At 70.7% G+C, this 16,304-nt stretch carries 19 protein-coding genes; 13 read left to right on the forward strand and 6 right to left on the reverse strand.

The annotated features are described in order from the left end of the window. The first annotated feature begins 38 nt into the window (after positions 1-38). The 5 genes from MWM08_RS24065 to MWM08_RS24085 are packed head-to-tail and all read left to right on the forward strand — an operon-like array spanning position 39 to position 2,887. Positions 39-656 (forward strand): glutathione S-transferase family protein, encoded by a 618-nt coding sequence (locus MWM08_RS24065; RefSeq protein ID WP_244456996.1) that lies wholly within the window; start codon positions 39-41, stop codon positions 654-656. Next, entirely contained in the window at positions 656-1,279 is a 624-nt protein-coding gene (locus tag MWM08_RS24070) for a glutathione S-transferase family protein (RefSeq protein WP_244460024.1), read from the forward strand. The genes MWM08_RS24065 and MWM08_RS24070 overlap by 1 nt, the downstream gene beginning before the upstream one ends. Then, positions 1,276-1,665 (forward strand): RidA family protein, encoded by a 390-nt coding sequence (locus MWM08_RS24075; protein ID WP_244456997.1) that lies wholly within the window; start codon positions 1,276-1,278, stop codon positions 1,663-1,665. The genes MWM08_RS24070 and MWM08_RS24075 overlap by 4 nt, the downstream gene beginning before the upstream one ends. Further along, complete coding sequence (locus MWM08_RS24080) at positions 1,662-2,309, forward strand: glutathione S-transferase family protein (protein WP_244456998.1); 648 nt, start codon at positions 1,662-1,664, stop codon at positions 2,307-2,309. Before MWM08_RS24075 ends, MWM08_RS24080 begins: the two co-directional genes overlap by 4 nt. Further along, positions 2,306-2,887 carry a histidine phosphatase family protein gene (locus MWM08_RS24085; protein WP_244456999.1) on the forward strand — a complete coding sequence of 194 codons (582 nt, stop codon included), beginning with the start codon at positions 2,306-2,308 and terminating at the stop codon, positions 2,885-2,887. Before MWM08_RS24080 ends, MWM08_RS24085 begins: the two co-directional genes overlap by 4 nt. On the opposite strand, the gene MWM08_RS24090 is transcribed toward MWM08_RS24085, so the two are convergent. Further along, complete coding sequence (locus MWM08_RS24090) at positions 2,853-5,822, reverse strand: DUF2339 domain-containing protein (protein WP_244457000.1); 2,970 nt, start codon at positions 5,820-5,822, stop codon at positions 2,853-2,855. The genes MWM08_RS24085 and MWM08_RS24090 overlap by 35 nt on opposite strands. A 166-nt stretch (positions 5,823-5,988) precedes the next feature. On the opposite strand from MWM08_RS24090, the gene MWM08_RS24095 reads away from it, so the two are divergent. From MWM08_RS24095 to MWM08_RS24120, 6 genes are all read left to right on the forward strand, one after another. After that, entirely contained in the window at positions 5,989-6,669 is a 681-nt protein-coding gene (locus MWM08_RS24095) for a 50S ribosomal protein L25/general stress protein Ctc (protein ID WP_244457001.1), read from the forward strand. A 96-nt stretch (positions 6,670-6,765) separates the two neighbouring features. Beyond that, positions 6,766-7,350: an aminoacyl-tRNA hydrolase gene (gene pth / locus MWM08_RS24100; RefSeq protein ID WP_244457002.1), complete on the forward strand. Its 585-nt coding sequence runs from the start codon at positions 6,766-6,768 to the stop codon at positions 7,348-7,350. Continuing rightward, the gene (locus MWM08_RS24105) at positions 7,350-7,847 is read left to right on the forward strand and encodes a hypothetical protein (protein WP_244457003.1); all 498 of its coding nucleotides are present in this window, start codon (positions 7,350-7,352) and stop codon (positions 7,845-7,847) included. The genes pth and MWM08_RS24105 overlap by 1 nt, the downstream gene beginning before the upstream one ends. Then, entirely contained in the window at positions 7,837-8,931 is a 1,095-nt protein-coding gene (gene ychF, locus MWM08_RS24110) for a redox-regulated ATPase YchF (RefSeq protein WP_244457004.1), read from the forward strand. Before MWM08_RS24105 ends, ychF begins: the two co-directional genes overlap by 11 nt. Beyond that, positions 8,928-9,413: an MgtC/SapB family protein gene (locus tag MWM08_RS24115; RefSeq protein WP_244457005.1), complete on the forward strand. Its 486-nt coding sequence runs from the start codon at positions 8,928-8,930 to the stop codon at positions 9,411-9,413. The genes ychF and MWM08_RS24115 overlap by 4 nt, the downstream gene beginning before the upstream one ends. Before the next feature lie 129 nt (positions 9,414-9,542). Further along, positions 9,543-10,841 (forward strand): pentapeptide repeat-containing protein, encoded by a 1,299-nt coding sequence (locus tag MWM08_RS24120; protein ID WP_244457006.1) that lies wholly within the window; start codon positions 9,543-9,545, stop codon positions 10,839-10,841. Positions 10,842-10,881: 40 nt separating this feature from the next. Here the strand turns inward: MWM08_RS24120 and MWM08_RS26370 are convergent, their stop codons facing one another. Next, positions 10,882-11,013, reverse strand: coding sequence for a hypothetical protein (locus tag MWM08_RS26370; RefSeq protein ID WP_255751374.1), 132 nt, complete (start codon positions 11,011-11,013; stop codon positions 10,882-10,884). Between the two features lie 83 nt (positions 11,014-11,096). Here MWM08_RS26370 and MWM08_RS24125 point away from each other — a divergent pair, with 83 nt between their 5' ends. Next, on the forward strand, positions 11,097-11,978 hold the full coding sequence (locus tag MWM08_RS24125) for an S-methyl-5'-thioadenosine phosphorylase (RefSeq protein ID WP_244457007.1): 882 nt from the start codon (positions 11,097-11,099) through the stop codon (positions 11,976-11,978). On the opposite strand, the gene MWM08_RS24130 is transcribed toward MWM08_RS24125, so the two are convergent. Together MWM08_RS24130 and MWM08_RS24135 are read right to left on the reverse strand one after the other, a co-directional pair. Next, complete coding sequence (locus MWM08_RS24130; RefSeq protein WP_244457008.1) at positions 11,975-12,661, reverse strand: anti-sigma factor; 687 nt, start codon at positions 12,659-12,661, stop codon at positions 11,975-11,977. The genes MWM08_RS24125 and MWM08_RS24130 overlap by 4 nt on opposite strands. Next, positions 12,658-13,197: a sigma-70 family RNA polymerase sigma factor gene (locus MWM08_RS24135; RefSeq protein WP_244457009.1), complete on the reverse strand. Its 540-nt coding sequence runs from the start codon at positions 13,195-13,197 to the stop codon at positions 12,658-12,660. Before MWM08_RS24135 ends, MWM08_RS24130 begins: the two co-directional genes overlap by 4 nt. 114 nt (positions 13,198-13,311) lie before the next feature. On the opposite strand from MWM08_RS24135, the gene MWM08_RS24140 reads away from it, so the two are divergent. Next, entirely contained in the window at positions 13,312-14,526 is a 1,215-nt protein-coding gene (locus tag MWM08_RS24140) for an ABC transporter substrate-binding protein (protein WP_244457010.1), read from the forward strand. 9 nt (positions 14,527-14,535) lie between these two features. Here the strand turns inward: MWM08_RS24140 and MWM08_RS24145 are convergent, their stop codons facing one another. Together MWM08_RS24145 and MWM08_RS24150 are read right to left on the reverse strand one after the other, a co-directional pair. Continuing rightward, positions 14,536-14,700 carry a hypothetical protein gene (locus MWM08_RS24145; RefSeq protein WP_244457011.1) on the reverse strand — a complete coding sequence of 55 codons (165 nt, stop codon included), beginning with the start codon at positions 14,698-14,700 and terminating at the stop codon, positions 14,536-14,538. Continuing rightward, a complete protein-coding gene (locus tag MWM08_RS24150) occupies positions 14,697-16,259 on the reverse strand; it encodes a peroxidase family protein (RefSeq protein WP_244457012.1) in 1,563 nt (520 codons plus the stop codon). The genes MWM08_RS24145 and MWM08_RS24150 overlap by 4 nt, the downstream gene beginning before the upstream one ends. Between the last annotated feature and the right edge of the window lie 45 nt (positions 16,260-16,304).

Genomic DNA, 16,304 nt, shown 5'->3' on the forward strand with positions numbered 1-16,304 from the left:
ACGATCCTCCGGCGCCCGCCCGCGAAAGGACATTTCCGATGAAGCTCTACTACGCCCCCGGCGCCTGTTCCGTCGGCATCCATGTCCTGATCGAGGAGATCGGCGCGCCCTATGAGGCGGTGCTGGTCAACCTGCGCGAAGGCGCGCAGTTCAAGCCGGAATTCACCGGCGTGAACCCGAAGTCGAAGGTGCCGACCCTCGAACGCGCGGATGGATCGGTACTGACCGAATACCCGGCCATCGCCTTCTGGCTGGCCGCGCGCTTCCCCACCGCCGGGCTGATGCCCATGGGCCTCGAGGCGCAGGCGCGCGCGCTGGAATGCACCGACTACATCGTCGCGACCATGCACATGCAGGGCTTCTCGCGCATGTTCCGCCCGGCCAACTTCGCGCCGAGCGAGGCCGACCACGAGGCGGTGAAGGCACGCGGCGCCGAGATCTTCAGCAAGGGCCTGGCGCTGATGGACAAGGCGCTGGAGGGCCAGGACTGGCTGGTCGGCACCTATTCCTTCGCCGATTCCGCGCTGTTCTATGTGTCGTTCTGGTGGAACGCGCGGCTGGGCAAGGATCTGCCGCCCAACGTCGCCGGCCACTACGCGCGCATGAAGGCGCGCGGCGCCGTGCAGCGCGTGATGGCGGCCGAAGGCCTGGCGTGATGCGCTTCTTCTACGCGCCCAACGCGTGCTCCATCGGCATCCATGTGATCCTGGAGGAGATCGGGCGCCCCTACGATCCCGCGCCGCTCGACTTCAAGAACAACGCGCAATACGAACCGGGCTACGTCGCCATCAACCCGAAGTCCAAGGTCCCGGCGCTGCTGCGCGACGACGGCACGCTGCTGACCGAATACCCGGTGATCGCGATGTGGCTGGCCAAGACCAACCCGCAGGCCGGGCTGGTGCCGGTGGACCTGGAGGGCGAGACGCGCTGCGCCGAGTTCCTCGACTACGTCTGCGGCACGGTGCACCCGCAGGGCTTCACGCGGCAGTCGCGCCCGAACCGCTTCGCCCTGCGCGCGGAGGACGAACCCGCCGTCGTCGCTCAGGGGCGCGAGCTGGCGGTGAAGTACATGAACGTGATCGACTCCGGCTGGCGCGGTGACACCTGGGTTCTGCCCGGTGGCTACTCCATCGCCGACAGCGCACTGTTCTTCATCGAGCATTGGGCGGCGCGGCGCTTCAACATTCCACTCCCGCCGCGCCTCGCCACGCATTTCGCGGCCATGCTGGCGCGCCCCGCGGTGAAGCGCACGCTGGAGCTCGAAGGCCTGCCAACGTGAGCTTCGACATCATCGGCCACCCCGCGCCAGGCGAGGCGCGGCCGTTCAGCCGCGCGACGCGCGCCGGCGGGCTGGTCTTCGTGTCCGGCCATTCGGCGCCGCACGACCCGGCCCGCGGCATCCAGCGCGGCACCACCGCGGCGGACCAGACGCGCGAGGCGCTGGCCATGGTCGACAGCATCCTGCGCGAGGCCGGCAGCAGCCTCGACCGTGCGGTGCAGGTCACGATGCTGATCACCGACCCGGCCGACTACGCCGCATGCAACGCGGAATACGTGAAGCACTTCCCGGGCGGACTGCCGGCGCGCCACACCGCGCGCTTCGGCGTGCCGACGGAAGCGAAGGTCGCCTTCGCCTGCATCGCCCTGGCGGGAGACAGCGCATGACCCGACCGATCCTCTGGACCTCGACCCGCACCAGCGGGTCCATCGTGCATCAGATGGCGGCGCTCTCGGGCCTCGACATCGACATCCGCTTCATCAGCCTGCGGAACGGCGAGCACAAGACGCCCGACTACCTCGCCATCAACCCGAAGGGCGAAGTCGCGGCGCTGCAACTGCCCGATGCCGGTGTGACAATCACCGAGATCCCGGCCATGGCGCTGTGGCTGGCGGAGGCGGCGCCTGATTCCGGCCTGCTGCCGCGCGACGCGGTCGGGCGGGCGAAGGGCATGGAATGGCTCTGCTGGTGCCATTTCCGCATGGCGAATGTCTTCTTCATCACCTTCCAGGCGAAGATGCTGGCCGATGGTGACGAGGCGATGGCGGCCGCGCTGCGCGCCACCAGCAAGGCCCGCGCGCGCAAGGTGCTGGAATTCGCCGACGCCGCACTCGGCCGCATACCGCACGGGACGCTGCTGGGCACGCCGGGCATCACGGCGCCCGACATCTTCCTGGTCGCGCTGACCGGCTTCGCCAGCTTCCTGGACTTCGCGACCGACGACCTGGTGCATCTGTCGGCACTCGCCGCCAAGGTCGCCGCCCATCCTGCCGTCGCCGCCGCCATGGCCCGCGAGAAGGAGATCGGATGACCCCCGCTCTCACCCCCGTCCCCTTCTGGTTCCTGCGCCACGGCGAGACCGACTGGAACGCCGAGGGCCGCAGCCAGGGCCGTACCGACATTCCGCTGAACACGGTCGGCATCACGCAGGCGCGGCGCGCCGCGATGGCCATGGTGGACCGCGGCATCGTCACCATCGTCGCCTCGCCGCTGTCGCGCGCGTTGCGCACGGCGGAGATCGTGGCCGAGGCGCTCAACCTGCCGGTCGCCACCGACCCGGGCCTGATGGAAGTGGGCTTCGGCGTCGAGGAAGGCCAGCCGATGGGCGACTGGTACGACGATTGGATCGCCGGGACCTTCACGCCCGAGGGTGCGGAGACCTTCCAGGCCCTGCACGACCGCGCCGTGGCGGCGATCAACCGCGCCACCGCCCAGCCCGGCCCGGTGGTGGTGGTGGCGCATGGCGCGCTGTTCCGCGCGCTGCGCCTCGCACTCGGCCACGAACCCAACGTCCGCACGCCCAACGCGCTGCCGATCTGGTGCGCGCCCCCCGCCAGCGGGCGGATGTGGGAGGTCACGCCGGCGGCGCTGCCCCACCTCCCGGCCTAGGCGCGTCATCGCCCGGCGCAGGGGGCGGCGCGCCATCCTCCGACGCGGCCGGCGGCGCGGTTGGCGCCCTTGCCTGCCCAGGCGCGACTGACGCCCCGTCATTGCCTGGCGTGCCCGCCGGCCCGCTGTTCCCTGGCGTGCCTGCCGGCACGTTGTTGCCTGGCGTGCCTGCCGGCACGTTGTTGCCTGGCGTGCCTGCCGGCACGACGAACCGCCGGTAGATCGCACCGAGCGCGATCAGCGCGAGGCCCAGCCCCAGGAAGGACAGCACGCGCCACAGCCCGACCAGCGCGTCCATATCCACCAGGAAGACCTTGAGGGTGACCAGCGCAATCACGCCCAGCGCCGCCAGCCTGATCTCCTTTCGTCCGCTGCGGATGCCGACCGCCAGCAGCAGCGCCCCCAGCACCAGCCAGGCGCCGGAATAGGCGTACATCTCGGCCTCGGTGATACGCGCCCAGCCGATGTCGGTCGGGTGGAAGGCGCGCCGCACCTCGAGCGTCACCCAGGCGAATCCCGATGCCAGCGCATAGACCGCGAGGAGTTTCTCGAGCCCCTGCGGCACGCGCACTTCCCGCGCGCGCGCCACCGCCAGCGCCACCAGCAGCGCCGGCAGCGCATAGGCCGGCAGCAGCGCGTTCAGCAGCAGCGGTCCAGCGATATCCTGGTTCGTCGTCCAGGGGTTGTTCGCCAGGAGCACCGCGCCCAGCACCATCCCTGCCGCACCCGCCACCCGCGCCGCCCACAGCAGCGCCACGCGCCCGCCGCGCCGGTGCAGCAGCAGGGCCACCCAGGCGCAGGCGAACAAGGCGGTGGCCTGCCAGGCGGCCTCGACGAAGCCCCAGCGTTGCGCGCCGATCACGCCGTCCTGCAGAGCGTGCCGAATCTCAAGCAGCACCAGCAGCGTCGCGAACAGCGCCGCGCCGCATTCCAGCAACCGCACCACGCGGCCATCGCTGCGTGCGAGGAAGATCCGCGCGGCCCACCAGAAGCACGCCGCCGGCACGCCATAGGCCAGCAACAGCCCGTTCAGCACCGGCCAGCCGCCCCAGTCGTAGCCCAGCACGAAATGGTTCGCCGCCAGCCGCACCAGCACCACCGCCGCCACCGCCGCCGCCACGCGCCGCAGTGGATCGAGCCCGAACCGCAGCGCGATCATCGCCAGCGGCGGCAGGAAGATCGCCACCGCCAGGGTCAGCCACTGGTCGCGCAGCACCATCGCGACACCCAGCGCCAGCGCCGCCGTGGCCCCCGCCGCATGCGCGCCCGCGCGCCCGGGATCGCCCGCGCGCAGCCCGCGGGCCGTCGCACCCACATGCACCGCCGCCAGCCCGCACGCGACCAGCGCCCAGGTCGGGTCGGTGGCGAGCCCGCGGACCCGCGCATAGGCCACCAGCAGCGTCAGCACCGGCACGGTGGCGGCCAGGCCGGCCCAGGCCAGGGTTTCGCCTGCCTGCGGCGCGACGCGCCGGCGCGTTTCCAGCGCCAGCCCCGCCAGCAGGTGCAGCAACGCGAACCCCGCGGACAGGGCCAGGAAGCGAACCAGCGCCTCCGGCACCCAGGCGCCGGGGATGATCGCCTGGACGGCGCCCTCGATCGTCACGCGCTCCCCGGTGGGGGTCCAGGCCGGCACCACCCAGACCAGCAGCGCCACCAGGCCGAGCCCCGCCGCGATGAAGGGCAGGCGCCCCAGCAAGGCTTTGCGCCGCGCCGCCAGGATCGCCACCGGCGAGAGCATCAGCACGCCGAGCGGCGGCGCGATATCCGTGTCGCCGAAAGTCACCGGCAGCAGCGCCAGGCCGAGTGCGACCGGCGGCAGATGCGCCAGCGCGCGGCCAAGCGCGGTGCCGAGCGCCTCGCGCGGCAGGGCCAGCAGGAAGGTCGCCGCGGCCACCGGCACGAAGGCAGCCGGCGCCCAGAGCTCGCCGTGTTCGGCCACCACGGTGCCGACCAGCACCCACAGCGCCCCCGCCACCGCCGCGCACCAGCCGAGCCAGCCCCAGGCGGTAACACGCACCACCACCATGGCCGCCGCCGTGACCACCGCGAGGTAGGCGAACAGCCCGACCAGCGACGGATCCTCGGAGGCCACCAGCGCCGGCGTGAGGAAGGCACCCGCCAGCCCCACGGCGGCCACCAGCGGCCCCCGCCGCAACGACAGCAGCAGCCCGAAGACGCCCGCGGCCGCCATCAGCACGAAGCCGACCAGCGGCGGCAGCAGCCCATAGAGGACCGTGGCGGCATAAGCAGCGCCGAACAGCGCCGCCACGCCGCCGGCCGCGAGCGCCGCGGGCGCAAGGTCCGGCAGGCCCGCGCCCTTCGCCGGACGGCGCGCCAGCCATTCGCCGGCCAGCACCAATGCCACGCCCAGCAAGCCTGCGGCCGCGCTGCGCAGCCCCGGGCCGAGCCAGCCTTCCTCGACCGCCAGCCGCACCAGGAAGACCGCCGCCAGCATCAGCGCCCCGGCGCCGAGCCAGACGCCCCAGCGCTGGGTGATCAATTCCTCGAGGCTCTGACGCGGCCGGTCGGTCGGCGCGCCGCCCCAGGGTGCCGCCGGGGCTGGCCCGACGGACGGATCGTCATCGCGGGCCAGGCCCGTGGCCTGGGCAGGCGCCCGGCCTGCCCAGGGCGGGGGTGTCTCGTCGCCAGGCGCGGTTTGGGCGGGCGCGGGGTCCTGCGCCTCGGCGGCCGGCGGCGTGGCGCCGGCCCAGGGCGGTGCGGCGGATGGCTGCGGTGCAGGTGCGGCTTCCGGGGGGCGGAAGCCGGCGGCGACCAGGGCGCCGGCCATGCCTGCGACCTCGCCGCGCAGGGCGGCGATCTCGGCCTGCAGCGCGCGGGCTTCGCGCCGCGCCGCGCCGGCGCGCGCGAAGCCGGCGACGCCGAAGATCCAGCCACCGAAGAACAGCAGCGCGAGGAGGAGCAGAAGGCCTTCCATTGCCGCAACGCTTCGCGGCCGCGACCCCGCCCGTCAAGGCCGCCGCGCTTGCGCCGCTGAAGCGCTTCACCTAGAACCCGCTCGCGCCGGCACCCCTGGAGGCCGGCGCTTGTCGTTTCGGGGTAGCCCGGCACGGCGACAGCATTCACCTGAAGGAGCAACGACCATGGTCCAGACCATCCGGATCGAGGCCGCGGCGCGCGAGCAGGCAGGTAAGGGGGCAGCCCGCGCAACCCGGCGTCAGGGGCTTGTCCCCGCTGTCATCTACGGCGCGAAGAAGGACGCGACGCTGGTCGCCCTCGACCCGCGCGACGTGATGAAGGAACTGCACAAGGGCGGCTGGCAGTCGCACCTGTACGAGGTTGCCGTGACCGGCGGTGCGGCCGAGCGCTGCCTGATGCGCGACGTGCAGTTCCACCCGGTCACCGACCGCCCGATCCATGTCGACTTCCAGCGGCTCGCCGCCGGGTCGCGCATCCGCGTGAAGGTGCCGGTGGCATTCCTGCACGAGGACACCTGCCCGGGCATCAAGGCCGGCGGCGTGCTGAACGTCGTGCGCCGCGAGGTCGAGGTCATGGCCGACCCCGAGAACGTGCCCGAGAAATTCGAGATCGACCTGGCCGAGGCCGCGATCGGCGATGGCCTGCGCTGGTCCGCCGTGAAGGACCAGTTCGGCGCGAAGCCGGTCATCGTGGGCCGTGACTTCATGGTGGCGTCGATCGCCGCGCCGACGGTGGTCGATGAGGCCGCGCCGGTGGCCGCCGCCGGTCCGGTCGAGGCGACCAAGCAGAAGGCCCCTGCCGCCGGCGCCGCAGCGCCGGCCAAGGACGCCAAGAAGAAGAAGTAATCTGGCCGGCTGGGAGCGGCCCATGGCTGTCAGTTCCCAGGTGCCAGAAAAAGGAGGGGGTCCGGGGGAGTTCGCTCCCCCGGCCTTGTTGTTCTGATGGATGGACCCCTGCTGTGGGTCGGCCTCGGCAATCCCGGGCCTGAACACGCCCGCCAACGTCACAACATCGGCTTCATGGCGCTGGACGAGATCGCCCGGCGCCATCGCTTTTCACCCTGGCGCAAGCGCTTCAAGGGCGAGGTGGCGGAGGGCGTGGTCGGCGGGCGGCGCGTGCTGGCGCTCAAGCCGATGACCTACATGAATGCGAGCGGCGATGCCGTGCAGCCGGCCGCGGCGTTCCTCAAGATTCCCGTGGAAGGTATCACGGCCTTCCATGACGAGTTGGACCTGGCGCCGGGCAAGGTCCGGGTGAAGAAGGGCGGCGGCGTGGCCGGCCACAACGGCCTGCGCGACATGCGCCGCGCCTTCGCCAGCGCCGAGTTCTGGCGCGTGCGCCTGGGTATCGGCCATCCCGGCCACAAGGATGCGGTCACCGGCCATGTGCTCGGCAATTTTGCCAAGCAGGACCAGGCGTGGCTGCCGCGGCTGGTCGATGCCGTGGCCGATTGCGCGCCGCTGCTGGCCGAGGGCAAGCCGGAGGACTTCATGACGCGCCTGGCGCTGCTGACGCAGGAGGGGTGATGGAGGAGGAAGAGATCTTCACCTTCACCGGCCCGAGCGCGCAGGATTTCGCGCATGGCACGGCGATCCTGGCCTCGGCGTTGGTGCGGGAGGCCGAGAGCCTGGCCTGCGCGGCGGCAGGGCTGCGCGCGACGCTCGACCTGTTCACGATCGACGGCTTCTCGCCCGAGGCAGAGGACCGCCGCGTGATGCGCGAGGGCACGCGCGAGGGCGCGGCGCTGGCCGGTGCGCTGCTGCTGGCCGCGCGGCAATTGCTGCGCTTCACCGGCGACCCGGCGCGCGCGGCGCATGAGACGGTGGGGCGCCTGCCGCGCGGGTCGCTGTCGGTGGGCGAGGTGGTGGGCCATCTGCGTGCGGCGGCGCTGGCGCCGGTGACGGATGACGGCGCCGCGCGCATTGCGGCCGCCACCATTGCCGAGACCTTCGCCGAGGAATTCGACGCGGCCTGGCGCAAGGCGACGCCGCCCGCGGTCAAGGGGACGAACAATGGGCTTTAATTGCGGGATCGTCGGGCTGCCGAATGTCGGCAAGTCCACGCTGTTCAATGCGCTGACGCAGACCGCGGCGGCGCAGGCGGCGAATTATCCCTTCTGCACGATCGAACCCAATGTCGGGCGCGTGGCGGTGCCGGACCCGCGGCTCGAGGCGCTGGCGCGGATCGGCAAGAGCCAGAAGATCATCCCGACCAGCCTGGAATTCGTGGACATCGCGGGGCTGGTGCGCGGCGCGTCGAAGGGCGAGGGCTTGGGTAACCAGTTCCTGGCGAACATCCGCGAGGTGGACGCCATCGTCCACGTCCTGCGCTGCTTCGAGGATGGCGACATCACGCATGTCGAGGGCAGCGTGGACCCGGTGCGCGATGCCGAGACGGTCGAGACGGAGCTGATGCTGGCCGACCTCGACAGTCTGGAGAAGCGCGCCCAAGGGCTGGTGAAGCGCGCGCGCGGCGGGGACAAGGAAGCGATCGCGCAGATGGCGCTGATCGACCCGATCAAGGCGGCGCTGGAAGCAGGCCGACCCGCCCGCACGGCGGTACCCAAGGGCGAGGAAGCGGCGGCGGCGCGGCTGCAGCTGATGACGACCAAGCCCGTGCTGTATGTCGCGAATGTCGAGGAGGCGTCCGCCGCCACCGGCAATGCGTTCTCGGCGCGCGTGTTCGAGAAGGCGAAGGCAGAGGGCGCGCTGGCGGTGGTGGTCTCCGCTGCCATCGAGGCCGAGATCAGCCAGATGCCGGAAGGCGACCGGGCGGAATTCCTGGGCTCGCTAGGCCTTGAGGATTCCGGTTTGGACCGGATCATCCGCGCCGGCTACGCGCTGCTCGGGCTGATCACCTATTTCACGGTGGGCCCGAAGGAGACGCGGGCCTGGACCATCCTGAAGGGGATGAAGGCACCGCAGGCCGCCGGCGTGATCCACGGGGATTTCGAACGCGGGTTCATCGCGTCCGAGACCATCGCCTATGATGACTACATCGCGCTGAATGGCGAGCAGGGCGCCAAGGAAGCCGGCAAGATGCGGGTGGAAGGCAAGGAGTACGTCGTGAAGGATGGCGACGTGCTGCTGTTCCGCTTCAACGTGTGAACGCGGCGGTCGATGCCTGGCTGAACGGGCTGGGGCCGGAGATCGGCACGGCCATCGTGCTGTTCACCGCCTTCGTCGTCGGCGCAGCCATCGGCATCGAGCGCGGCATCAGCACCAGCGCGGTCGGCATACGCACCTGCACGCTGGTGGCGCTGGCCTCGGCCGGCTTCGCCTCCATGGTGGTGGCGCGCCTGCCGGATGCCGCCTGGGGCCATGCCTTTGGCGCGGTGGCGACGGGGGTGGGGTTCCTCGGCGCCGGGGCGATCATCAAGGCGGGGCGCAGCGTCACGGGGCTCGGTGACGCGGCGACGATCTGGTGCGTGGCAATCCTGGGCGTGCTGATCGGGGTGCGCGAATTCGCCGCGGCGGCCGTCGTGACGGTGCTGGTGCTGACGGTGAACCTGCTGCTGCGGCCGGTGGCCGGGTGGATCGACCGTCACAGGGCGCGGCGGAAGCCGGAGGATGATGTGCTGGATGGGTGAAGGTTCGGAGGACGATCCCTAGAGCACTCCGGTACCGCAGCCACGCGATGCTTGAGAGCGTGTTCCGGCATCGTCAGGATAGCGCATGCGGACCGGCGATCTGGCCGGGTTGCGGAAGGAGTATGCCACGTGTGGGACGACGTGCGCTTCGCAACCAGACGGCCAACACTGAGCGTGCTAATTGCCTTGACCGTCATCGTGTTTGCGTCGTGGTCGCCCGGCGCATGGGCGTGTTCGTGTGCGCCGGCCGGCGCGGCGGAATTCGCATTCTATCGCGCGCCCGTTGCGTTCCGTGGCCGCGTCGCCTCCGTGGAGAACCTCGAACAGCGGGCTGAGCCGCGCCAATTGGCGACCGTGGATGTCATCGAGACCTGGAAGGGCGATGCATCAGGTCAGGTCGCGATCCACGCTGGGGGGCCGAACGGTCTTTGCGGCGTTCCGCTTCGTACGGGTGAGGTGCATGTGTTCCTGCTGCACCCGGACCCGACGGGGCGGCTCTCGACAAACATCTGTAGCCTGTATGACGGGCGTAGCGTCGCGCCCATGCTTGCAGGCTTTTCGCGAGACCTGGAGGCCGCGGATGCGGCCATCCAGGCCGCGCCCGGCGCCCTCGCGCCGCTACTGACGCGCGCGCGGCTTCTACGATACTGGCGCCTTCACGACCGTGCGCTGGCGGCCTATCGCGATGTCACCACGCGCACGCCCGACCTGGCCGAGCCGTATGCCGGCATGGCACGCGTCCTGGCCGCGCAAGGCCGGGGCGCGGAGGGCGCGGCGGTTATCGAAGAGGCGCGTGCGCGCCTCGGGGACAGGCCGGAACTCATGGCAGTGGCCCGAATTGCACGCATCAATGCCGGCGACCTGGCCGACCTTGCAACTGTCGATTTCCGCGATGCGGACCTGACCGATGTCGACTTCGCCGGACGCGATCTGCGCGAAGCCAACTTCAGCGGAGCGTTCCTGACCCGCGTGCGCTTCAACGGCAGCGATCTTCGTGGCGCGCGCTTCGACCGAACGCGCTTCGCCGGCGCGTACATGGAGCGTGCGGACCTTCAGGACTCCATCTTCATGGCCTCGATCGGGTTCCCGGAGATCCGTGGAGCCGATCTGCGGCGCGCACGCATGGAACGGGTCGGCTTTCCGCCGCGTCAGAGCCTTGGTGACGCGAACCTCGAAGGGGCAACCATTCTGGAAAGCAGGCTTGTCGCGCCGTTCATTGACGGTAGCCGCCTGGCGGGTGCGCATCTGATTTCGCTGCGCATCACATACGCCTTCATCGTGAACCCGCGTTTCGAAAGTACCGAGTTCCAGGACGTCACGTTCACGGACGCCCTGGTGTATCGGATGGACACCCGTAACATGGATCGAGCACCCCTGACCCTGGATGACCTTCGCGGTGCACGACTGACGAACGTCCGAATCGAGTAGGACCGCGCGACAAAAAGCGCCAGGACTGGCGTACCAGCGGTCAGCGTTGCGGCGCCCCCGCCGCCAGATCCGGCGGCGGCAGCGCCGTCCCCCGCGGCCCCAACCCGCCGCGTTCGTCCCGCCGGTCGCCGCAGGCGGCAAGGGCCAGGATCACCAGCAGGGGCAGCATCATCGCAGCGCGCGTCATCCCCCTGGCTTAGCACGCGCCGCGCCCCGCGCTACACCCGCACCGTACGCGCGACCCCCGGAGACACCATGCCCGACACCATCACACCCATGATCGGCTTCATCGGCGGTTCCGGCGTCTATGACCTCGATGGCTTGGAAGACCGCGCCTGGGTCAAGGTCCGCACCCCCTGGGGCGACCCGTCGGACGAGATCCTTATCGGCCGCCTGCACGGCGTGCGCGTGGCCTTCCTGCCGCGGCACGGCCGCGGCCACCCCACGCCGCCCTCCGCGCTGAACTACCGCGCCAATATCGACGCCATGAAGCGGATCGGCTGCACGGAACTCATCTCGCTCTCGGCCGTCGGTTCGCTGCGCGAGGACCTGCCGCCCGGCCACTTCGTCATCGTCGACCAGTTCATCGACCGCACCTTCGCGCGCGAAAAGTCCTTCTTCGGCACGGGCTGCGTGGCGCATGTCTCGGTGGCCCACCCGGTCTGCCCGCGGCTCGGCGATGCGCTGGAAGCGGCGGCACAGCAGGTCGGCATCCCGCACACCCGCGGCGGCACCTACCTGGTCATGGAAGGCCCGCAGTTCAGCACGAAGGCCGAGAGCCTGCTGTACCGCCAATGGGGCTGCGCCGTGATCGGCATGACCAACATGCCCGAGGCGAAACTCGCCCGGGAGGCGGAGCTTTGCTACGCGACCATGGCCATGGTCACCGACTTCGACTGCTGGCACCCCGATCACGACGCCGTCACCGTCGAACAGGTGGTGAAGGTGCTGTTCGGCAATGCCGACCGCGCCCGCGCGCTGGTCAAGGCGGTGGTGCCGATGCTGGGCGCGGATCGCGGCCCCTGCCCCGCCGGCTGCGACCGTGCGCTGGACCATGCACTGGTCACGGCGCCGGAGAAGCGCGACCCGGACCTGCTGGCGAAGCTGGATGTCGTGGCGGGGCGCGTCCTGGCCTAGGTTCCCCGCGCTGGCAACAGCCGCCCGATGAACAGGATCGGCCCGGTCGGCCGTCCTGTCGGTGACCCACCCGGCGGCTCGAGCGTGATCTCGATCAGCATCCCCGGCTCCGGCCGGATCGTCGATGGTGTGACGGTCAGCCGCCCCGCCACCGGGATCAGCCCGAGTGAAGTCGGTGCGCTCGCCCCCTGCGGCAGCGCCCACAACTGCATGACGCGATCGGGCGGCACCGGCTGGGGGTTCAGCGCTGCCAGGCGCAGCGCACCGCCATCCGCCTCCACCAGCCAGGCCGGCTGATCCTGCTGCGTCAGCAGCACGGTCATCAGCGGCGGCTGCGGCACGGGGCGAACCACCAGGAACAGCGCCAACCCCGCCGCCACGGCCGAGGCACCGAAGGCCCAGAAACGCCAGAAGCCGGATGGCTTCGCCATAGGCGCCGCGACAGGCGGCCGCGCCCCGTCCAGCACCGCCTCGATCCGCTCCCACAGGCCGGGCGGCGGCGATTCCGGCGTGGCGAGGGCCACCAGCGGTGCGAGGCGCGCCTGCCACGCCTCGACCAACGCGCGGAAGGCGGGGTCGGCCTCCATGGCACGCTCCACCGCGTGCGCCTCGTGCGCGTCGAGAGTGCCGAGCACGTATTCGCCAGCCATCGCCTCGCGTCCGGCGGGATCTGTCGGGATCATGCCAGGCACTCCCGCAACGCAAGCAGCCCGCGCCGGATCCACGACTTCACGGTGCCGAGCGGCAGGTCGAGCCGTGCGGCCACCTGCGGATGCGACAGCCCGTGCACGAAGGCCAGGATGATGCCCTCGCGGTTCTTGGGCTCGAGCGCGGCCAGGCAGTCGCGCAGGCGCTGGCCCTCGACGGTCGCGGCAAGCCGTGCCTCCGCCTCGGGTGCCACTGCCTCGTCGCCCAGGTTCGGGTCGTCGGTCGGCGTCTCGCGTCCCCGCGCGCGGATGATGTCGAGCGCGGCATGACGAACGATGCCGGCGAGCCACGCCGCGGCGCTGCCGCGCGACGGGTCGAACTGCGCGGCCCGTCGGCTGACCTTGACGAAGGCGTCCTGCACCGCGTCGGCGGCCACGTCGCGGTCACGCAGGATCGCGTTCGCCACACCAAACAGGCGAACTGACTGCCATTCATACACGGCACGCAGCGCGCTGCGGTCGCCTTGCGCCACCGCGGCCAACAGCCTGCCCAGGTCGTCGTCGGTCGTCATCGTCGGTTCCGCAAAACGCACACCCCGCAATCGCCGGTCAAGCGAAAGGAGGCATTGCAGGACCGGCGCGGCTTCGTGATCATCACCCATACTACGGACGCAGGAGGCTTTCGGATGCAGCGCTTCACCCTGTCCCGCCGCGCGCTCGGCGCCGCCGCGGTCGCACCGCTCGCGGCGCCAGCCTTCGCGCAGCCGGCACCGATCCGCATCGGCGAACTGAACTCCTACGCGCGCATGGCGGCCTTCGCCGTGCCATACCGCAACGCCATGCAGCAGGCGCAGGACTCGATCAACGCCGCCGGCGGCGTGATGGGCGGGCGGCGTCTGGAATTCGTGTTTCGCGACGATGGCTCGACGCCCGGCGACGCGGTGCGCGTGGCCGAGGAACTGCTGACGCGCGAGAACGTCTCCTTCCTCGCCGGTACCTTCCTGTCGAATGTGGGGCTCGCGGTCGCGGATTTCGCGAACCAGCGCAAGCGCCTGTTCCTGGCGACCGAACCGCTGACCGACGCGCTGACCATGGCGCAGGGCAATCGCTACACCTGGCGCGTGCGGCCCAACACCTACATGCAGACGCGCATGCTGGTGGAGGCGATCCGCGGCCGCAACGTACGCCGCTGGGCGATCGTCGCACCCAACTACGAATACGGGCAGTCGGCGGCGGCCAACTTCAAGCGCCTGCTGCCCGCCGCGATTCCAGGGGCGGAGGTGGTGGCGGAGCAGTTTCCCGCGCTCGGCCGCGTCGATGCTGGGGCCACGGTCGGCGCTCTCGGCCAGGCGCGGCCCGATGGCATCTTCAACGTGCTGTTCGGTGCCGACCTGACCGCCTTCGTGCGCGAGGGCAATACCCGCGGCCTGTTCGAACGCCGTACCGTCGTCTCGCTGCTGACCGGCGAACCGGAATACCTGATCCCGCTCGGCGAGGAGACGCCGGAGGGCTGGATCGTCACCGGCTACCCCTGGGACCAGGTGACCGGCATGCCGGCGCACCAGGCCTTCGTCGAAGGATACCGTGCGCGCTTCAACGATACGCCGCGCAAGGGGTCGCTGCTCGGCTACGTGACGGTGCAGATCATCGCCACGCTGCTGAACAAGGCCGGCACGCTGGACAACGAGGCGCTGGTCGATGCGCTGGCCGACCTGCGCACCGACAGCATCGTGGGCCCGGTGGTGATGCGCGGCATCGACCACCAGGGCACGCTCGGCACCTGGGTTGGCGAGACGACGCTGCGCGGCCGGCAGGGCGCGATGCGCAACAGCCGCTATGCCGATGGCGCGGACTTCATGTTCCCACCGGAGGAGGTGCGCGCCGCGCGGCGGTCGGCCTGACGCGTGGCCTCAAGCGCCGGCGCCCGCATACGCGGGCTTGGCTTTCGCGCCGTGCACTGTCGCGCTGGCGGCGGCTGATGGTTTGGGCGCGGTCGCGCTGTGCGCTCCCGGATCCTGCATGCGCAGGATCCGCTTGTCAGGCGCTGAATCCGCGATGCGCGCCGCGTCGTTCATTGGTCCTTGTAGCTCCAGCCGGGGCGCGTCATCTCGATTGGCGTCGGCCCGCGCTGCTGCACGTTGCGCGCGAGGATGTCGCCGAGCTTGCTGGTGCGCGCGATCAGGTCGAAGCCCCAGGGCGTGAAGGTGCGCTCGTTCCAGACATGCTCGGACAGCAGCGGGTTGGTCAGCGCCTGGCTGAAGGCATCGACCGCGACCATGCGCAGCAGCAGGCCGGGCAGGGGGCTGTCCTCGACGCGGTCCTCGGCCATCAGGCCGGGGTAGAATTCGACATGGTCGGGTTCGCCGTACAGGTCCTCGAGCATCGCGGCCAGCGCGTCGTTGGTCGTGATGTCGTTGAAGGACATGGCGCGGTCCATGCCGAAGGCGACGCGGTAGGCGTTGTAGGTCGCAAGGCGGTTCTTGCGCGCCTGCACCACCGCGCGGTCCTCGATGTGCAGCAGCGGCAGCGCGGTATTGAGCGCGCCGAGCTCACCCGCCGCCTGCGACGACGCGCCGGAGAAGGCGGCATCCAGCCCGACCTCGATCAACGGCCGGTTGTTCTGCAGGAAGGCGCCGATGCCGATCTGCCGTGCTGGGGCGAGCGGGCCGGCCGGCCAGTCGATGGCGTCGGGCATCAGGGAATGCCAGCGGTACAGCAGGCTGAATTCCACCGTCATCCAGTTGGGCCGGTTCCACGGCGCGTTCCAGGCCACCGATGGGTCGGCGCGCAGCGCGAAGGGCAGCGGCGTGATGTGGTTGATGTAATGCTCCACCACGATCTTGATGAAGATCGGGATGACGATATTGCGCGCCACCTGGAAGATGCGCTCGTCGTCCCAGCCGTCGTTGCGCGCCTCCAGCTCGGCGGCGATGCGGTTGTGCTCGCGCAGGAACAGCGTGTTCATCATGGAGGTGAAGGGCGTGGAGTTCACCCGGTCCCCGCCCACGGCGAACAGCGTGTCGCGCTGCTCGGGCGGCAGGTTCTCGTCCACCAGCGGCGGGTCGAGCGCCGCGAAGGCCGGGTCGGTCAGCTCCTTCGTGCCGGGCTTGTAGAGAAAGGGCGAGAATTCCTCGCCGCCCACCATGCGGGACTTGAGGCGCCCGCGACGGCCCTTGTCGGAGGACAGCAGCCGCAGCGCGCGCGTCTGGTCCGGCGTGCGGCCGTACAGCGTGCACAGGTCGATCTCGTGGTTGCTCGTGGTCCTCGCCACGTCTTTCGGCGATGTGCGCAGGAAGCCGTCGGTCAGGTACTGCGCGAAAGCCGGGAACAGGCAGGTGGATTTGGGCGAGAGCAGCGCATGCCCATCCTGCCGCGCGAAGATCTCGCGCACCTTCTCGGGCGGGGGCTGCACCGGCACGTCGACCGCCGGCAGATGTCGCGCGAGGTAGCTGCGGTCGGTCAGGCCCTGCCAGCTGGTGTAGTCGGACAGGCTGCTCCAGGGATGCGGGCGATTGCGCGTGGTGCAGACGGCACGGTTGACCACTGCCGCGCTGGCCTTGCCCGACAGCCAGGCCCAGCCGTCGATCACGTTGCCCGCGGCCTCGAACAGGCCGTCGCGAAGCCAGTCGCCCATGGAGCGTCCCCAGATGGTGGTTGCACGGCAGGGTTGCGCCGTGCG

It is taken from the genome of Roseomonas fluvialis (assembly GCF_022846615.1).
In the GTDB taxonomy this organism is placed as follows: Bacteria; Pseudomonadota; Alphaproteobacteria; order Acetobacterales; family Acetobacteraceae; genus Neoroseomonas; species Neoroseomonas fluvialis.

Coding starts and splice junctions, on each gene's coding strand:
- MWM08_RS24090 (WP_244457000.1), bottom strand. CDS start 5,822: ATGGAAGGCCTTCTGCTCCTCCTCGCGCTGCTGTTCTTCGGTGGCTGG.
- MWM08_RS24140 (WP_244457010.1), top strand. CDS start 13,312: ATGCAGCGCTTCACCCTGTCCCGCCGCGCGCTCGGCGCCGCCGCGGTC.
- MWM08_RS24095 (WP_244457001.1), top strand. CDS start 5,989: ATGGTCCAGACCATCCGGATCGAGGCCGCGGCGCGCGAGCAGGCAGGT.
- MWM08_RS24135 (WP_244457009.1), bottom strand. CDS start 13,197: ATGACGACCGACGACGACCTGGGCAGGCTGTTGGCCGCGGTGGCGCAA.
- MWM08_RS24125 (WP_244457007.1), top strand. CDS start 11,097: ATGCCCGACACCATCACACCCATGATCGGCTTCATCGGCGGTTCCGGC.
- pth (WP_244457002.1), top strand. CDS start 6,766: ATGGATGGACCCCTGCTGTGGGTCGGCCTCGGCAATCCCGGGCCTGAA.
- MWM08_RS24085 (WP_244456999.1), top strand. CDS start 2,306: ATGACCCCCGCTCTCACCCCCGTCCCCTTCTGGTTCCTGCGCCACGGC.
- MWM08_RS24150 (WP_244457012.1), bottom strand. CDS start 16,259: ATGGGCGACTGGCTTCGCGACGGCCTGTTCGAGGCCGCGGGCAACGTG.
- MWM08_RS24080 (WP_244456998.1), top strand. CDS start 1,662: ATGACCCGACCGATCCTCTGGACCTCGACCCGCACCAGCGGGTCCATC.
- ychF (WP_244457004.1), top strand. CDS start 7,837: ATGGGCTTTAATTGCGGGATCGTCGGGCTGCCGAATGTCGGCAAGTCC.
- MWM08_RS24130 (WP_244457008.1), bottom strand. CDS start 12,661: ATGATCCCGACAGATCCCGCCGGACGCGAGGCGATGGCTGGCGAATAC.
- MWM08_RS26370 (WP_255751374.1), bottom strand. CDS start 11,013: ATGATGCTGCCCCTGCTGGTGATCCTGGCCCTTGCCGCCTGCGGCGAC.
- MWM08_RS24070 (WP_244460024.1), top strand. CDS start 656: ATGCGCTTCTTCTACGCGCCCAACGCGTGCTCCATCGGCATCCATGTG.
- MWM08_RS24105 (WP_244457003.1), top strand. CDS start 7,350: ATGGAGGAGGAAGAGATCTTCACCTTCACCGGCCCGAGCGCGCAGGAT.
- MWM08_RS24065 (WP_244456996.1), top strand. CDS start 39: ATGAAGCTCTACTACGCCCCCGGCGCCTGTTCCGTCGGCATCCATGTC.
- MWM08_RS24145 (WP_244457011.1), bottom strand. CDS start 14,700: ATGAACGACGCGGCGCGCATCGCGGATTCAGCGCCTGACAAGCGGATC.